Raw genomic sequence first — 16123 nt, 5'->3', positions numbered from 1 at the left:
CTGCGCGTCCATCAGGAACAGACCGACCTGATTGCCGAACGCACCCGGAACGACGGATCCGCATCGAGTTAGTGGCCGAGACCCTCGGACTGTGAATCCTCGGGCTGCGGATGGCCGGCCGTGGTAGCGAGGATGGTTCGCGCGACCAGTTCGGGATCGTCGATCATGGGGACGTGACCGACGCCTCGGAGGACCCGGAACTGAGTTTGTTCGGGAAGGCGTAGCCGGGCGATGGGTGTGTTCACCGCGAGCGGCAGGAGGCGATCGTGTTCGGCCCAGGCCACCGTCATGGGGCACGGAAGATCCGGCAGCGGCGCGATGTACTCGTCGGTGCTGAGCAGGTCGGTGGTGACCGGGCATTCGGTCAGGTCATGGACGATGTCGAGAGCTCGAGCGCTGCTGATGCGATCGCCGCGAGTCGCGACGTTGCGTAGTGCGAGCCGCCGGATCAGGGGTGACCGCAGGCCGAGCGGCGCCAGGGGCCTGCCGAGACGAGCGGTTGCCGCCTCGCGAGCGATGATCGAGGTCCCGTGAGTTTGACTGGCGCGGCGCGGTTCCCAGAACCCGGCCGGAGACAGGGCACATACACTGCGGGCCCGGCCCCGGCGTGCCAGTTCGATCGCGATCCATCCGCCGAGGGAGTTCCCGGCCAGGTGCACCTGGTGCAGGCCGAGGGTATCCAGCAGCGCTTCGACGTCGTCCACCAGATGACTCACCCGCGTGGGCCGCTGTGTCTGCTTCGGTCCGTCGCGATGGCCGAGCAGCGTGGGAGTGATGACGTGGTGGTGCGGTGCCAACAGCGGAACAACCTCGGCCCAGGCGCGTTCCGACATCGTGAGGCCGTGCAGCAGAACCAGTGGTGGTCGGTCGGCGTTCATGATGGTCCTTTGCGAGGCGCTGATTTCGACGGCGTCGTTTCCTTTGCCGTCGGTGGCGGTCAGGGGCGTGGTCGTGCGCGGCGCATCGCTTCGAGGCGGTCGAGTAACGCCTCGAGGGCTTCTTCGAACTCGTCGGCCGCGCGGTCGGCCGCCAGGTGGCTCTGCAGGCGATGCACGTTCGGGTAGTCGGCCAGATCCGAGGACTCGTGCTGCCCGGGCTCGGCGGTGGTGACCGGGCTCAGCTCGACCCCCTTGGTCGCCACCTCGAGCAGGAGGTGGCCCAGCAGGAACGTGGCGAAGGACCGATAGGCCTGCACCGCCTGACGGTCGTCGAACCCGAAGCGGAGCATGGTGTCGAGGAAGGACTCCATCCAGTTCAGGCTGCGCAACGGCGGGCACAGCCAGGGCGCCTGGGGCGGGCTCGATGCCATCAACGGGAACACTTCGGGGTGCTCGATGGCGACGCGGCGCACGCCGTGCGCGAGGCGCTGCAGATAACCCTGCCAGCTGCCGCCCGCACCGTCGGGCTCCATCAGGTTCTGTTCGTAGAGCTGGTCGACGAGGTGATCGACCACCCCGGCCAGCAGGTCGTCACGCCCGGACACGTATCGGTACAGGGCCATGGCTTCCACGCCGAGCCAGGAACCGAGGCGGCGCATCGTGAGGTGCCCGAGGCCTTCCTCGTCGATCAGCGCGATCGCGGATTCCAGGATCAGGACCCGATCCAGTCGCGGGGCGCGCCGAGCACCTCCGTCGCGTGAACTGTTGTCGCGCAGCTCGGCGCCCGAGTTGATCGTGTCCTCGCTCAGGGCGGAGCTCCTGTCAAAATTCTCGGGCCCTGGTCTTCCAGCACGCCACCATAACCCCAGGATACCGGGATGTTCCGGCTCGACTCAACATACCCCGTCACGTGGTAGTCGATACACCGGTTTACAAGATAAACAGCCATATGTTTATCTTGTAAACGGCAGCCGTGGAGCACGGCCGGAGCCGGGAGGCACGGCTCGAGGCCGCGGTCGGCAGCGCTCAGCAGTATTGACGGCGATCAGAGGTCGCGGGCACGAGCCACTCGGTTCGGGAATTGAGGAGTGACGTGATGGACAAGCCCGCGATGCTGCGGATGGACAGTACGGCGCGCACGACGCCCGGTTACTCCGACAGACAGTGGGCTGTGCGCGAGGCCGTGCTGAAATGGGCACACAACGAAGATCTTTCCGACAACGCCGGGCGAGTCCTCGGCGCCTTCGCCGTCGAGGCATCGGTCGGTTGGCCGGGCGCATCCCTCACCGAGAACGAGGTAGTTCGCGCGTCGCAGTGGTTGACGAGGATGGGCCTGTTCGACTCCGTCGATCTCGACCCGGCCTTCGGTCACCGGACAACGACCTATCGCCCTCGGATCACCGCCGAAGGAATCCGCGTCGCTCGCGGCCAGGGTGGAGTTCGCGGGATTTCCTGGCCGGGCATGCCGATTCGACCATCCAGTCCGCCGAGCGATCTCACTCCTCCGACGCAGCAGACCGGGTAGTCGGTCCGGTCAGGTCGACGAGAGTCGGACCTTCGCCGTCGCTCGTCCGAAGATCTTCCGCCCCTGAGATGTGGCGACGATCGCCACGACCGCCGTCCGATGCCGAGGATCGACAGACCTCACGGTCCCCGAGAACTCGACACTCGCTCCGGCACTGGTCACATAGACCGGACTGGTGAACCGGACCGCATACTCGAGCACAGCGCCGGGATCTCCCAGCCACGAGGTGAGATAACCCGCTCCCAGACCCACAGTCAGCATGCCGTGAGCAACCGGAGCGTCCAGATTCACCGCTCGCGCGGCCTGCGGGTGCCAGTGGATCGGATTCGGATCACCCGCCACACCGGCGTAATTGACCAGATCTCCGAGGGTGAGAGAAAAGACCCGTGGTGGTAGCTTTTCACCCTCCGCGACGGACTCGAAGCGACGCGTTCGGCCGCCGCGTACGCCATCCGATCTCGGCCGAGGATCAGATCCCTTGAGCATCCGTGAACGGAGTCCAGCACCCGACGGCCTGTGGTGAAAACCGCGCATCACAAGGTCATCGGCCGAATGAGACCTCGGGCCTCCGGCCTCGGCTCGACCGACGAAACTTGTCCGCGAGGTGATCAGCGGGCAGTCGTACTGGTCTGTGATCTCGGTCTTGAATTCGAAGAGTTCGCTGCCGAAGGCTCCGCGAAACGACTCGAAACCCACATCGCAGGTCAGTGCGTCACCGGGATGAATCGGCTTGTGGTAGTTGACAACCTGATCGGTCTGCATGATTCGGCTCAGATCGTATCCACCGGCCACGGTGTCGAACATCGCTCGTTGCGCCCGGAACGCGGGAATCGCGAAGAAGGTGAGTGGCGCGATCAGCCCACCGTAACCGAACTCCACACCGGCGGATTCCGACCGATGCACCGGATGGCTGTCCTGGACCGCGCGCGCGAATTGCCGGATCTCCTCTCGCCCGACGACATACCGGTCGTCGCAGCGATAGGTGCACCCCACCATGGTCGACGGGTGGAGGGCGACGACCGCCGCTCCCCCGATCTTCGCGCTGGTCATCGCCATAGCGAGCAGAGTAGTGTCCGCTGCCGCGTCGGCGGTGCCACCGGAGCCCGGAGTGTCGACAGCTTTCGGAGCGAATGTGCCGAGGGCAGCCCCGCCACCTTCGACCGGTGACGAGTCACAGGCCGGCTTCGAGCTCCGCTATTCGCCGACGCTCATCGCCGAGCTCCGGCCCGTCGGTCCCGACTCCTCTGGCGCGAGCCAACAGTTCCCGCGCCAGCGCCGGATCAGCTTGGCGCACCGCCACATCCGCGCGCACCACCAACAGCTTGACCAACTGGACAGGCGTCGGCTCCTCATCGGTGCGGCTCAGAGCCCGGTCGAGAACCTTCACCGCCAGCTCCAGATCCTGCTTGGAATCAGCGAAGAGCGACCCCATGTGGACGGCCCGATCGAATGTCTCCTTCGGCAAGGGGCGATGCCGCTGATCCGGACTGATCGGCTGCGCGACCTGAATGGTGTTCCCACCAGGATCGGTCACCAGGAACTCGCGCACCCCATAACTCCTGTCCGTCAACGCACCGACCCGCGGCACACCGTGCACGGGCACCGACCCGTACACCTGGCGCAACCCTTCGGTGAAAACCTCGTACAGGTAATCGACGTCGTCGGTGTCGACCAGGCAACCATGCGTAGAAGTGGTGGGGTCGAACTTCTTGTCCCCGTAGAAGTTCAGCTCGATACCCCCACGTTTCACGCTCAGAAACTGATAGGGCGCCCGCTGTTCGAACGTGATCTCGAAGCCGATCGCGACATAGAAGTCGCTCACCGCCTCGATCGACTGAGCCATCAATCTGGGAACCACTTTTTCGGTCATGTTCTCGAAGCTAGGAGGTCGGCCCGACCGGGCGCACATAGAAGTGAGAACCCCGACATTCGCTGGTCATCGACCGTCCGGATCTATCTCCGGAGCCGGTCAGGCCACACTCGTCGAATCAAAATTCCTGTGGTGGAATTCATTTCGGCCAGCGACCGTTTCGCAATGGCGCAGCCGGGTAGCCGTCCTGTAACAAGCCACGAGGCAGGAGGGAAGGGTCATGACGAGACCGGTACTGGAAGCCCGGCGCCGCGACACGGTCCACCACGAGGACCTGGAAGTCGACTTGGACTCCCTCACACCCGCGAGCACGCGGGTAATGGTGCGCGAATTCCTCGCACCGTTACCCGAAACCGCGGCCGCGGACACGATCCAGGTATTCGACGAACTCGCGAGCAACGCCCGCCGCCACGGGCTCCCGCCCCGGCGTGCCCGGCTATCGCTGGACCACGTCCGCGACCGTGTGCGCATCGAAGTAGACGACACCGGCCCCGGTGAACCGCACCCCCGCGCCCCCGACCACACCGGCGGTCTCGGACTTCTCTTGGTCGACAACCTCGCCGACACCTGGTCTTGTAGCCGCTACGACGGGCACAAGACCATCGGAGCCGAACTCACCTTCCCTCACGACGTCCGTCCGGCGGCGTGATCGGCACATCGAGCGGTTACTCGTAGAGGTCCCTCATCTGGGCAGCGGGAGATCGGCCTTGAAGCGGTCGCCCGGTGGAAGTCCGCGTAGTACGGCGCTGGTCCAGGCCACCGCCGGTGGCCAGCCGGCCGTCGCGTTGACGAGGTGTTCGGGCAGGGGCATGGTGTAGAACCGCAGGTCGGCGCCGCGGTTCCAGTAGTCCTGGACCGTCGGTAGAACGACGTCGGCGGGGATCAGTTCGTCCCAGATGCCGTGCCACCAGAAGATCGGGCTGTCCGGAATGTGGTGGCCGAGACTCTGTTCCGCGAGAATCCGCATGACCTCGGGGGTGGTGTCGAGTGATTTTCCCGGCTTGAAGTAGGCACTGATCGGCCGGTACGCGCCGGCCGCCGCGATCGTGTAGACACAGCGCTTACCCATGTCCGCGACAATCGCTCGACCCTCCGGGGTCAGCAGCTCCTCGGCGTCGAACGCATCGGGGAATTCCCGTGACAGCGCGGCGAATCCGAGCCACATGGTGAAGTTGCTGATACCGGTGAGCCCGGGCTGTGCCGCCACGGCGAAGCGGGCCTGGGCCCGCAGATCAGCAGGGAAGCCGCCGACCGCGGTGCCGAGCAGTCGCACGTCGGGCGCGTAGGTCCGGCGCAGTTCGGCGGCGCGGATCGACCCCGAGCCACCGCCGGAGTAGCCGTAGAGCGCGATGCCGGAATCGGCCAACCCCAGCGCGGAATTCTTCATGGCGCGAAGGCTGTCGAGGACCATCTTGCCTTCGTCGTAGGTGTTGAAGGTGTTGAACTTGCCGTCGAAGTCCGGGACATTGATCGCGAAACCCTGGGCCAGCCAATAGACCGCGAGCGCGGCTTCTTTCATCGTCCCGGTCCGCAAGGTGTAGGACGGATTGCACGACGAGTCGGTCGAGTCGATCGCCTCCTGGAACGACAGCACCGGACGCGGGCTGCCCGACCAGGGAATGCCGGGAATGATCACCGAAGTTGCCGTGGCGATCGGATTGTCGTGCACATCGTTGCTGCGGTACAGCAGCTGTTCGGTGTGGACGGGGAAGGGTAGACCGAGCAGCCGGGTCTGCACCGTGCGGGAACGGATGATCTGCCCGGGGGCGTAAGAACTCAGGTCCGCCGGGTCGTCGTACCACGGATCCTCGGCGGGAACCGGAATCGGCAACAGATCGTAGAGCTGAGGCTCGGTGGGCAATTGCGGCAGCTGATTCTGATCCGGCGGAAAGCTCGGATACGGATCGGCCGCGGCGACCGTGGTGCCCGATACCGCCAGACACATCGCTGCCAGCGGGGCCATCGCCCATCTCCGCGCAACTCTCGGGTTCTTCATCGAATCCTCACTTCGGTAGGTGACGCCGATTACAACACGCCGCCTTGTTGTTAACAAGAGTTCTTGTTGCAATTTCGCATTCGATACGCTGATCTGCGTGACATCGATCGAAAAGCGGCCACGGCGAATCCAGGGCCTCGACGCCGAGCAGCGTCGAGCCCGCAGGCGCGAGCAGATCCTGCACGCCGCGTTCGAGCTGATCGCCGCCAACGGCTACCCCAACACCTCCATCGAGCAGATCTGCCAGACCGCACTGGTCGGCAACAAGGCGTTCTACGAGTTGTTCGACAGCAAGGAGGCCTGCTACCTCGCCCTGCTTCAGCAGGTCAGCGAGCGATTGCAAGCCGACGTCGCCGCCGCGCTCGCTCGCTCGCAGGGCGATCGCGATGCCGTCGTCGTCGAGACCCTCAGCGCCTTCGCACACGCCCTGGTCGACGATCCTCGCGTCGCGATCGTCACCTTCGGTGAGGCGAGCGCGATCTCGGCCACGGTCGAACAGCAGCGCCGCACCAACCGGAGATGGGCGGCCGAGTTCCTCGAAACACTGTGGCGTGATTACGGATTCGTGCCCGCCACCGGTTCGCGCGTCGATCTGCACGCCCTGGCTGTCGCCACCATCGGCGGGCTGTTCGACACGGTCTCGGACTGGCTGCACCACACCACCCGCGGCACCTCAGGCGATATCGACACCCTCATCCGCGACCTCACGGCATTCACCCAGATCGTCCACCTCGGCCTGGGCGCAGCCGCGCGGACACCCGACTCGACCGATTAAGAACAAGTGCTCTTGTTGCGAACAAGAGCCCGTGTTCTAATTGGCTGCACCTACCGAAGGAGCAGCCATGCAGTGCCGCGCGGCCGACATGACCACTACCGGGCTTCGGCATTCCGTTGCCACGACCGCACGCCAGATCGGTGCACTCCAGCGGTCCGGGGTCATCGACCTTCGGCGACCACTCCAGGTGGCGCGCACCGCCCGCGCGATGCGCACTTACGGCCCGATCGCCGGTGGCGTACGCAGCTCCGCGCAGCGCACGCCGAACCGGATCGCGCTCATCGACGGTGACCGGCGGATCAGCTATCGCGAACTAGACGAGCGCACCGATGCCATCGCCGCCCGTTGGTACCGGGACGGGCTCGGTACCGACCACATCATCGGCGTCCTCTACCCGGACGGTGCGGCACTGGTCGAAACCATGGTCGCCGCAGGCAAACTCGGCGCGCGGCTGGTTCTGCTCAACACCGGTTTCGGTGCCACCCAGCTCACCGATGTGCTGGCCCGCGAACAGGTCGACGCACTCGTCCTCGATCCGAGCCTGCCCGTGGCGGCCACTCCCCTACCCGACACCATCACCGTGCTCACGCTCGATGGCGGCCTCGATGCGCAACGGCCACCGGCGCCGACCCGGCAGGGTGGTTTCGTCCTGCTCACCGGCGGCACGACCGGCACACCGAAAGGTGCGCCACGCCGGGTCGAATCCCCTTTGGCGGCAGCGCAATTCGTCGACCGGGTACCGCTGCGACGTGAGCAGACCGTGCTGTTGTGCGCGCCGTTGTTCCACGGAACCGCCCTGTCACAGTTCATCCTGTCGCTCAACCTCGGTTCCACCGTCGTGCTGCACGGCAGATTCGACGCCGCTCGCGCGCTCGCCCAGATCGCCGAACACCACGTCGAGATGGTCGTCCTGGTACCGACCATGCTGCGGCGCATACTCGATCTGAGCCCAGAAGTGTTGGCGCACACCGACACCACCTCGCTGCGGATCGTGTTCACCGCGGGCGCGGCGCTACCCTCGACGCTCGGCACCAGGGCGATCCGGACGTTCGGACCTGTGCTGTACAACTTCTACGGCTGCACCGAAACCGGCACCGCCACCATCGCGACCCCGCAGGACTGGACAGCCGCACCCGGCACCGTCGGCAAGGCCCCGGTGGGAATCACCGTCGCGCTCTACCACGCCGATGGCACCCGCATCACCGAACCCGACGTGGTCGGGACCGTCTACGTCGGCAACTCGATCGCCTTCGCCGGATACTCCGGCGGCGGCGCCAAGCAGATCCGCGACGGCCTGATGAGCACCGGCGACCTCGGCCACTTCGATTCCGGCGGAAGGCTTTTCATCGACGGCCGCGACGACGACATGATCGTTTCCGGCGGCGAGAACGTCTTCCCCGGCGAAATCGAAGACCTCCTCTACACCCACCCCGCGATCACCGAAGCAGCCGTCATCGGCGTACCCGACGACGAATTCGGCCAACGCCTCGCCGCCTTCGTCGTCCCCACCGGCGACCTCGACGCCGACACCGTCCGCACCTACGTGAAAACCCACCTCGCCCGCTTCAAAGCCCCCCGCGACGTCGTCTTCCTCGACGACCTCCCCCGCACCCCCACCGGCAAGATCGACCGCCGCACCCTCCTCACCCTCACCTGACCACCGCCGCGGGCAACGACCTAGCGGTCGGCCCGCGGCGGTGGCCGGGTGTCAGCTTTCGATGGCGGCGTGGAAGGCGACGGTGTCGAAGATGTCTTCCATTCGGGTGGCTTTGCCCTCACGCATGGTCCAGGAATGCAGGAAGGGCAAGGTGGTCGAGGTTCCGGTGCGGGCGATGACCTGGCGGGTGCCCAGGACGATGACGCGGTCGTTCTGTTCGATGAACTCGACCGGGTCGAGCACCATGCCGCCGAGCACCGACGGGACGCGAGCGAGGAACTCCTTGATCCCCTCGTGGCCGATCTTGGTTCCGCCCAGACCGTATTTGTGCATGCCGTCGGGGTGCACCCACTCGACGTCCTCGTGCATGGCGGAGAGGATCTTGCCGACATCGCGGGTCGCGAAACCCTCGTACGCGGTGCGGATTACCGCGATGTTGGGCGTCGTCACCTGAGTGTGGTTCATCGCGGCATCACCTCGCGGACGTGCGCGGGGAAGTGCGCGGCCAGGGTTCGCCGGATTCCCTCGCGCCAGTCGACAGTGCAGGGGCCGGTGATGGCGCGGCGCATTTCGGGATCGAACTGGTAGGTCTCGCGGGTGACTTCGGACGGGACGAGCTGCGCCTCGATGCCACTGAGTTCTTCGAGGTAACGGACGCAATCGGTGATCCCGACGGACTCGTCACCACCCCAGTTGACCACCCGGGCAGGTACCGACGCCGCGTTCCACAGCGCGGGAACCTGGGCGACGAGGTCGTCGGTGTAGAGCAGCGAACACCAATTCTGGCCCTCGAGCGGAACCGGAATCGGCTCGCCTGCCAGCATCCGCTTGAAGTGCAGCATGGGCACCCCACCGTATCCGCCGGGACCGTAGGCGATATTGAGCCGGGCGATCGTGGTCGGCAGTTCGAGTGTGTTCGCCAACGCTCGCACGGTGCCTTCGGCCGCGATCTTGCCGACCGGGTAGGTGGGCAGCCAGTCGGCGACACCGTCGATCGGGTCGGATTCGCGATAGGCGTGGTCGAGGGTCTGCCGCTTGTACAGCGCGCCGGTCGACACGAACAGAAACGCCTCGGCGGTGCGGCAGTGGGTCATCAGCCGCGCGCACGCGGTGGAGTTGACGGTGAGCGCGTCCTCGAAATCGGTGCCGTCACCGCGGTGAACCGCCGAGTGCAGCACGTGGGTGAAATCGGTCGGCAGCTGCGCGTAGCCCGCGGCCGTCGTGTCGTTCATGTCCCAGTGCCGGGTGGTCACGCCGGCGGCACGCAGTTCGTCCTCGACACCCGGTGTGCCGAAGCGGCCGAGGCACCAGACCTCGTTGTGGGCGGCGAGCGCCTCGGCGACCGGTCTGGCGACCTGCCCCGTGCCGCCGGTGATCAGAATCTTCTTGCCCTGCAACGTATTTCTCCCTATCGGTCGGCGTCGGCCTGCGCCAGCGCGCGGTCGAGCTCTTTGCGCAGAATGGACTGGAACGCGGTGACGTGCCGTGGTCCCATCAATGTGTAGTGCTCACCGGGCACATCGATGTAGCGGTTCGCCTCGGTGGTGAATTCGTCCCACCTGCGCAGTTCGTTGTCGATCCAGTCCTGTTTGGTGCCGCGCAACGGGACCGCGCAGAACACACTCATCGAGCGGACAGCCCCGCTCGGCGTGTAGGTGCGGCCGAGGCCGGTGAGCCCGTCGGCGAGTTCTGCCCACGCCGTGAACTTCGTCAGATCCAGGTCGAGTTCGGCGACACGGTCGGGCGGGGCGAGTTCGATCAGGCGGGCGAGCTGGCTGCCCTTGGACAGCGCTCGCAGTTCGGCGGGCAGTTCGACGGCCTGCCGCTTGGTGATCAGATCGAGGAACATCGCGAGATTCGTCGCGGTCTCGGTGAAATCGAGCTCGTCCATGCGGTATTTGATGTGCGGTGGCAGGTTGAAGCTGCCGAGGAAATCGACCCGTTCGCCCTCGGCTTCGAGCCGCTTGGCGATCTCGAACGCTACCGCGGCGCCGAAGGAATAACCGGCCAGGGCATACGGACCGTGCGGTTGCCGCCGTCGGATGGCGCTCGTATAGACATCGACCATCTCGTCGAACGTGTGGAACGGCTCCTCCCCCTTGTTGAAACCGCGGGCGCGCAGCGCGTAGAACGGACGGTCTCCGACGAAGTACTTGGCCAGATTGACGAACACCAGCACCTCGCCGACACCGGGGTGCACACAGAACAGCGGCGTCTTCGCACCACTGGTCTGCAACCCCACGATCGGATCGTAACGGCGCGGCCCGCCACCGCCCTCGTCCACGACAGCTGCCAGCTCCCGCACCGAGGGTGCGGTCAGGATGGCGATGATCGGTAGGTCCGCCACCCCGAAGCGGCGCGCGATCTGCTGCTGCAGCCGGAGGATGTCCAGCGAGGTGCCACCGAGGTCGAAAAAGCTGGCTGTGGCGCTGATTTCGGTTGCCGGAACATCGAACAGCTCCGCGTAGACATCGGTCAGGATCGACTCGGTACCCCCCTGCGGTGCCGAGTATCCACCGAGCTGGCGGGTCGTGAGCGCCGCGGTGTCGGCGATGACGTGGTCGTAGCCACCTGATTCGAGCTGTTGGCGCATACGCGGCCGTAATGTCTTGCCCAGGCTCGTCTTCGGGAAATCCGCTTTGCTGAGGGGCAGAATGAATCCGGGGCGGAACCCGCACAGCAGCACCACCGTGGAACGGACGGCCGTCAGTAGGCGGTGGAGGTCAGCTTCGTCGGCGGTCTCGGCGTGCAGGGCGATCACGAGCTGTTCGGTGTCACTGCCGGGGCGACGCGTCGGGAACGCGGCCACATAACCTCGGGCGATGCCGTCGAGTTCTTCGACGGCCGTTTCGATCTCGTGGCTGAAGTAGTTCACGCCGTTGACGATGATGCTGTCCTTGCTGCGGCCGACCAGCGTGAGCCTGCCGTCGGTCAACCGGCCGAGGTCGCCCGTGCGGAACCAGCCGTCGGCGGTGAACGCCGCGCGGGTGGCCTCGTCGTTGTTGAAGTAGCCGCGGGTGACCATGGGGCCACGCAGCTGCACCTCCCCGGCGGCACCCGCGGGTAACGATCGCCCTTCCTGGTCGGCGACCCGCAGCTGTAATCCGGGCACCGGATGTCCGACGGCGGCGAACTCCTGCCCGGCGTCGGCGTTCGGGAAGTCGCGGTTGTAGATGCTTCCCGCGCAGGTCTCGGTCATCCCGAACGCCGGCCACAGCGCGGTCTGGCGCAGACCGTAGGCCGCGAAGGTGTCGAGGAACCGTGTCCCGGTCGCGACGACATTGGCTTCACCGCCGCTCACGATATGCCGCAGACAGCTCAGTTCGAGCCGGGCGCCGTCGGTTTCGGGTTCGAACAGCGTATTCAGCTGTCCGAGCAGGAAATTGGGTGTGAAGGTCATGGTCACCCGATGGCGGGAGATGATCCGCAGGAATTCCATCGGATCGTCGGCGACCACCTCACTCGGCGCATGGATCTGTCGCGCACCGCAATACAGCGGCAGCAGATGCGTTTCGAGCAGGGCCGCGACGTGATCGAACGAGATCCAATTGAAGGTGATGTCGTCGGGATTCAGGTGCTGTACCGCGGCTTTGGCCGCCATGGAGCCGAGCAGATTGCCGTGGGTGAGTGCCACCGCTTTGGCGTTTCCGGTGGATCCGGAGGTGAGTACCAGCAGCGCGAGGTCGTCGGCGGAGGCGAGGTACGGAGTGGGCTCGTGTTCGCCGGTGCGCAACGATTCCACCGTCACCGTCGCCAATCCGGGAACCGCGGGCATGGTGTCGTCGATCGACTGTGACGTCACGACGAGTGGGCGTTCCAGCAATTCGTCGACATGACGCAACGCGCTCGCCCAGCGCGTCGGATCCGCGGGCTGGGCGACCATCGGGCACGGCACGAACCCGCCGAGGAAACACGCCCACAGCACGGTGACGAAGTCTTCGTGATCATCGAGCAGGAGAGCGACTTTCGACTGCGGACGCAACCCACGCTCGCGCAACGCACCGGTGAGCGACAAGGCCTCGTCGAGCAGTTGGGGGTATGAACGGTGCACCCGCACGGTCGGTCCGTCGCCGGTGCGCTGCAGGTAGGTCGTGCCGCTCGTTGGGTGGTGCCGGGCGGCGTGCAGCAGAATCTGAGCCACCGACCCGGCGTCGTTGACCGCGTGTGGTACAGGAATGGTCGAAATATTCGATGTAGCAGTCATTGTGCCTATCCACTGATCAGAGTTGCGCCTTGGCGCGATATTCAGGCGGTGGCGAAGACCTCGTCGTACTCCAGCCGTGGCAGCCGTCCCATCCAGGCGTCCGGGCCCGGCTTGCCGATGTTGATGACGCACAGCGGGACATGCCTGCCGTCGGGGAAGAACTCTCGTCGCACGGCGTCGCCGTCGAAGCCGACCATCGGGCCCGCGGCCAGACCCGCCGCGCGAATGCCGACAATCAGGTAGGCAACCTGCAATGCGGCGTTGAACGTGGCCGAGGGTTCCCGGACCGCCGGATCGGCGAAGACGTTCTGCGGGTTCTCCATGAACGGAACGAGTTTGGGCAACTCGTCGTGGAAGTCGAGATCGGCCGCGACCACGACCGTCAGCGGTGCCCGCGCGGTCTTGTCCTTGTTGCGATCGGTCATCGCCTCGACCAGCTTCGATTTGGCTCCGTCCGACCGCACGAGGACACCGCGCAGCGGTTGCTGGTTCATCGAGGTGGGCCCGAATTTCACGAGTTCGTAGACGGCCCGGAACTGCTCGTCGGTCACCGGTTCGTCGGTGAACGTGTTGGCGGTGCGGGCGGCGCGGAACAACATGTCCTGCGCCGCCGCGTCGAGCGCCAGTAGATCGGTCGATGTCGCCGTCATGAAACCTCCGCGGCTCGAGTTACTTAGACTAGTCAGTCCAGTCCAGTAAATAGTAGATAGACTGGCTCGTCCACCCGCAATCTTGGTGACCCAGGCCACTCATCCGTGAAAGGCGCCGACGGACATGTCGACATCGGCAACGCGATCGACCGGACCCGGCGGCCGCCCCCCAGGGGGCGATCCGGGTAAGCGGCGAGCCATCCTCGACGCCGCGATCGACACATTCCTGCGCGACGGCTACGAGCGGGCGACCCTCGACGTGATCGCCGAACGGGCCGGCGTGGCAAAACAGACCGCCTACAACCACTTCGGCGACAAACAGACCCTGTTCCTGGCCGCGGTCGAGCACGAACGCGCCCAGGTGGCAACGACCTTCGGCACCGCGATCGCGGGGTCGGATCGCACCGACGTGGCCGCCGCGCTCGTCGAGATCGGCCACCGCGTCCTTCGGGTGCTGCTCGACGAGCGGGCGTCCGCTCTGCGCCGCCTCATCATCAGCGAGGTCGCCCGGATCCCGTCGCTGCGCCCCGCCTGCGCCGACGGCGAACCGAAACAGTTGGTGGCCCAGATCGCCGAGCTGCTGCGCTCCCGCCGTGAACTCGAGGTCGAGGACCCCGCGACCGCGGCCCGTCAGTTCGTCTCGCTTCTCGTCCAACAGGGTCTGCACGCGTCGATGTACGGCACGATCCCACTCCCCCGCACCGAGGCCGACACCATCTGCACCGAGGCCGCCAACCTCATCGTGCGCGCTTTCCGCGCCACTCCGGGACCCTCCCGATCCTCGCCGACAGCAAGGTGACCAACGACGCGAGACGCGGCTGCCACGGCCGCCCCATTTTTGCGCGTCGACCTGGTCTCGAGGAGTAGCGTATTCAATCGATATAGTCGTCGGATCCGCCGAAGTCGGTTCCGGAATCGGAAGTCGGTAAGCCCCATGATCTCCGCATCGGAGTTGGAAGAACTGGCCCGCCAAGCCGAGGTAGACGGCACCGCTCCGAGAGTCGGTGTGATCATCGAACGCGACGGAACAGTACTACTCCTAGAGCGCCACGACAGTGGCCCCGTCAAGGTCCCGCTGAAGCTTCCCGGGGCCACGGTGAAGCCGGGCGAAACCCTTGCCGCGGCGGTGACGCGTGGGGTGCGCGAAGAAACAGGGCTTGTCGTCACCGGGATCCGCCATCACGTAGGCGATTTCGACTACCTGTCGCCCGACGCACGCCCCGTCCGCCGACTGCATTTCGCCGTGGATGTCGCGGCGTTCGAACCGATTCAGCTCACCGCCCATGCGCGGTACGCCTGGATGCCGCTCGACGGCCACCTCCCGGTGACATCTTCCATCCGCGGCATCCTCGGTACATACCGCGATCTCGTGAACCACTGACACACCGGGACCGGCTGCGATTCGAGCATCTCGGACGTCGGGCGTCGACCGAGGCAGGCACTTCACGAGTGAGCCGCGACGAGTCGGCCGACCTTGCCGCAGAACGACAACGACGCCGAACTCGACGACGGAAGCTGTTGTCACGCAGCGGTTTCAGATGTCCGCGGGTCGGCGATTGCTTGAGCGAGGTCGACAAGGAAGTTCGTCAGGACGTAGATCGCGCCGAGGATCAGGGTGATGCCGGCGATGGTGGTGTAGTCGCCGGCTTTCACCGCTTGGGCGGTGTAGAGGCCGATGCCTGGCCAGGCGAAGATCAGCTCCAGCACGATGTCGGCGCCGAACATGGCGGCCACCTGCATGCCCGCGATAGACAGTGTCGAGCTCACCGAATTGCGCATGGCGTGTCTGCCGATGACGCGTAGCTCGGTGAGACCTTTGACGCGGGCGGTGCGAACGAAGTCCGAGCGCAGCGTGTGCTGCAAGCTGCTGCGCAGGGCCCGGCCGATCGCGACGGCGGGCACCAGGGACAAGCAGACCACGGGGAGGATCAGATGCTCGACGGCATCGAGGAATACGCTCGGCCGCCCGGCGAGTACGGAGTCGACGAGCAGGAACCCGGTGGGCCCGTCGGGCGCGTCGGCGTAGGAACTGCGGCCGCGAGCGGGGAGGACGCCGAATTCCTTGTAGAACACCAGGATCGCGAGCAATGCCGCGAGGAAGATCGGCATCGATGATCCGCCGATCAACACCACTCGCAGCGCGCCCGATCCCGGCCAGCGCAGTGCCGTCGCCGTGCCGAGCAGCACACCGAGCAGAGCCGCGAGCACGAGCGCGCAGATGATCAGTTCCGCTGTGGCGGGCAGGAATTCGCCGATGTCTGAGCTGACCGGTCGGCTGGTCACCGCGGACTGCCCGAGGTCGCCGGTGGCCGCCCTTTCGACGTATTCGACGTATTGCACGGGCAGCGGCCGATCGAGACCGAGATCGTCGCGTGCTCGTTCCACCACCTCGGCGGAGGCCCGGTCACCGACGACCGCGCGGGCGGGGTCCACCGGCGAGACTTGCCGCAGCACGAACACCACCGCGACGAGCGCGAGCAACACCAGGACAGTCCCACCGGCGCGCCGGGCAATGACTGAGAGCATTCGAAGTTCTCCCTTGCGCTGGAGGAGAGGCGTTCCCGGCCT

At 65.9% G+C, this 16123-nt stretch carries 16 protein-coding genes; 6 read left to right on the top strand and 10 right to left on the bottom strand.

Annotation, left to right across the window (positions count from 1 at the left end):
- Positions 1-68 precede the first annotated feature (68 nt).
- Positions 69-878 (bottom strand): alpha/beta fold hydrolase, encoded by an 810-nt coding sequence (locus ACWEVR_RS20500; protein ID WP_452468246.1) that lies wholly within the window; start codon positions 876-878, stop codon positions 69-71.
- A 59-nt stretch (positions 879-937) separates the two neighbouring features.
- Positions 938-1672: a TetR/AcrR family transcriptional regulator gene (locus ACWEVR_RS20495; protein WP_452468308.1), complete on the bottom strand. Its 735-nt coding sequence runs from the start codon at positions 1670-1672 to the stop codon at positions 938-940.
- Between the two features lie 302 nt (positions 1673-1974).
- Here ACWEVR_RS20495 and ACWEVR_RS20490 point away from each other — a divergent pair, with 302 nt between their 5' ends.
- Positions 1975-2403 carry a hypothetical protein gene (locus tag ACWEVR_RS20490; RefSeq protein ID WP_452468245.1) on the top strand — a complete coding sequence of 143 codons (429 nt, stop codon included), beginning with the start codon at positions 1975-1977 and terminating at the stop codon, positions 2401-2403.
- A 9-nt stretch (positions 2404-2412) separates the two neighbouring features.
- On the opposite strand, the gene ACWEVR_RS20485 is transcribed toward ACWEVR_RS20490, so the two are convergent.
- On the bottom strand, positions 2413-3459 hold the full coding sequence (locus tag ACWEVR_RS20485; protein WP_452468244.1) for a fused (3R)-hydroxyacyl-ACP dehydratase subunits HadA/HadB: 1047 nt from the start codon (positions 3457-3459) through the stop codon (positions 2413-2415).
- A gap of 115 nt (positions 3460-3574) precedes the next feature.
- Positions 3575-4312: a VOC family protein gene (locus tag ACWEVR_RS20480; RefSeq protein WP_452468243.1), complete on the bottom strand. Its 738-nt coding sequence runs from the start codon at positions 4310-4312 to the stop codon at positions 3575-3577.
- Positions 4313-4493: 181 nt separating this feature from the next.
- Between ACWEVR_RS20480 and ACWEVR_RS20475 the strand changes: the two genes are divergently transcribed.
- A complete protein-coding gene (locus ACWEVR_RS20475) occupies positions 4494-4922 on the top strand; it encodes an ATP-binding protein (RefSeq protein WP_452468242.1) in 429 nt (142 codons plus the stop codon).
- Between the two features lie 33 nt (positions 4923-4955).
- Here the strand turns inward: ACWEVR_RS20475 and ACWEVR_RS20470 are convergent, their stop codons facing one another.
- Complete coding sequence (locus ACWEVR_RS20470; RefSeq protein ID WP_452468241.1) at positions 4956-6236, bottom strand: lipase family protein; 1281 nt, start codon at positions 6234-6236, stop codon at positions 4956-4958.
- Between the two features lie 130 nt (positions 6237-6366).
- Between ACWEVR_RS20470 and ACWEVR_RS20465 the strand changes: the two genes are divergently transcribed.
- Both ACWEVR_RS20465 and ACWEVR_RS20460 read left to right on the top strand, forming a co-directional pair.
- Positions 6367-7044 (top strand): TetR/AcrR family transcriptional regulator, encoded by a 678-nt coding sequence (locus ACWEVR_RS20465; RefSeq protein ID WP_452468240.1) that lies wholly within the window; start codon positions 6367-6369, stop codon positions 7042-7044.
- A 67-nt stretch (positions 7045-7111) separates the two neighbouring features.
- On the top strand, positions 7112-8701 hold the full coding sequence (locus ACWEVR_RS20460; protein ID WP_452468239.1) for an AMP-binding protein: 1590 nt from the start codon (positions 7112-7114) through the stop codon (positions 8699-8701).
- A 51-nt stretch (positions 8702-8752) separates the two neighbouring features.
- On the opposite strand, the gene ACWEVR_RS20455 is transcribed toward ACWEVR_RS20460, so the two are convergent.
- The 4 genes from ACWEVR_RS20455 to ACWEVR_RS20440 are packed head-to-tail and all read right to left on the bottom strand — an operon-like array spanning position 8753 to position 13555.
- Positions 8753-9166 carry a nuclear transport factor 2 family protein gene (locus ACWEVR_RS20455; RefSeq protein ID WP_452468238.1) on the bottom strand — a complete coding sequence of 138 codons (414 nt, stop codon included), beginning with the start codon at positions 9164-9166 and terminating at the stop codon, positions 8753-8755.
- Positions 9163-10098: an NAD-dependent epimerase/dehydratase family protein gene (locus tag ACWEVR_RS20450; protein ID WP_452468237.1), complete on the bottom strand. Its 936-nt coding sequence runs from the start codon at positions 10096-10098 to the stop codon at positions 9163-9165. The genes ACWEVR_RS20455 and ACWEVR_RS20450 overlap by 4 nt, the downstream gene beginning before the upstream one ends.
- Before the next feature lie 11 nt (positions 10099-10109).
- Positions 10110-12905 (bottom strand): AMP-binding protein, encoded by a 2796-nt coding sequence (locus ACWEVR_RS20445; protein ID WP_452468236.1) that lies wholly within the window; start codon positions 12903-12905, stop codon positions 10110-10112.
- 41 nt (positions 12906-12946) lie between these two features.
- A complete protein-coding gene (locus tag ACWEVR_RS20440; RefSeq protein ID WP_067639568.1) occupies positions 12947-13555 on the bottom strand; it encodes a malonic semialdehyde reductase in 609 nt (202 codons plus the stop codon).
- Between the two features lie 124 nt (positions 13556-13679).
- On the opposite strand from ACWEVR_RS20440, the gene ACWEVR_RS20435 reads away from it, so the two are divergent.
- Both ACWEVR_RS20435 and ACWEVR_RS20430 read left to right on the top strand, forming a co-directional pair.
- The gene (locus tag ACWEVR_RS20435; RefSeq protein ID WP_452468235.1) at positions 13680-14354 is read left to right on the top strand and encodes a TetR/AcrR family transcriptional regulator; all 675 of its coding nucleotides are present in this window, start codon (positions 13680-13682) and stop codon (positions 14352-14354) included.
- 135 nt (positions 14355-14489) lie between these two features.
- Positions 14490-14936: an NUDIX hydrolase gene (locus ACWEVR_RS20430; protein WP_452468234.1), complete on the top strand. Its 447-nt coding sequence runs from the start codon at positions 14490-14492 to the stop codon at positions 14934-14936.
- A gap of 140 nt (positions 14937-15076) precedes the next feature.
- On the opposite strand, the gene ACWEVR_RS20425 is transcribed toward ACWEVR_RS20430, so the two are convergent.
- The gene (locus tag ACWEVR_RS20425; RefSeq protein WP_452468233.1) at positions 15077-16081 is read right to left on the bottom strand and encodes an ABC transporter permease; all 1005 of its coding nucleotides are present in this window, start codon (positions 16079-16081) and stop codon (positions 15077-15079) included.
- Between the last annotated feature and the right edge of the window lie 42 nt (positions 16082-16123).

It is taken from the genome of Nocardia sp. NPDC003979 (genome assembly GCF_053605015.1).
Note: the sequence above shows the minus strand (reverse complement) of the source record. Positions and strands in the feature narration are given on the sequence as shown.

Excerpts from the sequence above, each read along its gene's own strand:
- ACWEVR_RS20500 (WP_452468246.1), bottom strand. The coding sequence starts at position 878 with ATGAACGCCGACCGACCACCACTGGTTCTGCTGCACGGCCTCACGATG.
- ACWEVR_RS20490 (WP_452468245.1), top strand. The coding sequence starts at position 1,975 with ATGGACAAGCCCGCGATGCTGCGGATGGACAGTACGGCGCGCACGACG.
- ACWEVR_RS20485 (WP_452468244.1), bottom strand. The coding sequence starts at position 3,459 with ATGGCGATGACCAGCGCGAAGATCGGGGGAGCGGCGGTCGTCGCCCTC.
- ACWEVR_RS20480 (WP_452468243.1), bottom strand. The coding sequence starts at position 4,312 with ATGTGCGCCCGGTCGGGCCGACCTCCTAGCTTCGAGAACATGACCGAA.
- ACWEVR_RS20475 (WP_452468242.1), top strand. The coding sequence starts at position 4,494 with ATGACGAGACCGGTACTGGAAGCCCGGCGCCGCGACACGGTCCACCAC.
- ACWEVR_RS20470 (WP_452468241.1), bottom strand. The coding sequence starts at position 6,236 with ATGGCCCCGCTGGCAGCGATGTGTCTGGCGGTATCGGGCACCACGGTC.
- ACWEVR_RS20460 (WP_452468239.1), top strand. The coding sequence starts at position 7,112 with ATGCAGTGCCGCGCGGCCGACATGACCACTACCGGGCTTCGGCATTCC.
- ACWEVR_RS20455 (WP_452468238.1), bottom strand. The coding sequence starts at position 9,166 with ATGAACCACACTCAGGTGACGACGCCCAACATCGCGGTAATCCGCACC.
- ACWEVR_RS20445 (WP_452468236.1), bottom strand. The coding sequence starts at position 12,905 with ATGACTGCTACATCGAATATTTCGACCATTCCTGTACCACACGCGGTC.
- ACWEVR_RS20440 (WP_067639568.1), bottom strand. The coding sequence starts at position 13,555 with ATGACGGCGACATCGACCGATCTACTGGCGCTCGACGCGGCGGCGCAG.
- ACWEVR_RS20435 (WP_452468235.1), top strand. The coding sequence starts at position 13,680 with ATGTCGACATCGGCAACGCGATCGACCGGACCCGGCGGCCGCCCCCCA.
- ACWEVR_RS20430 (WP_452468234.1), top strand. The coding sequence starts at position 14,490 with ATGATCTCCGCATCGGAGTTGGAAGAACTGGCCCGCCAAGCCGAGGTA.
- ACWEVR_RS20425 (WP_452468233.1), bottom strand. The coding sequence starts at position 16,081 with ATGCTCTCAGTCATTGCCCGGCGCGCCGGTGGGACTGTCCTGGTGTTG.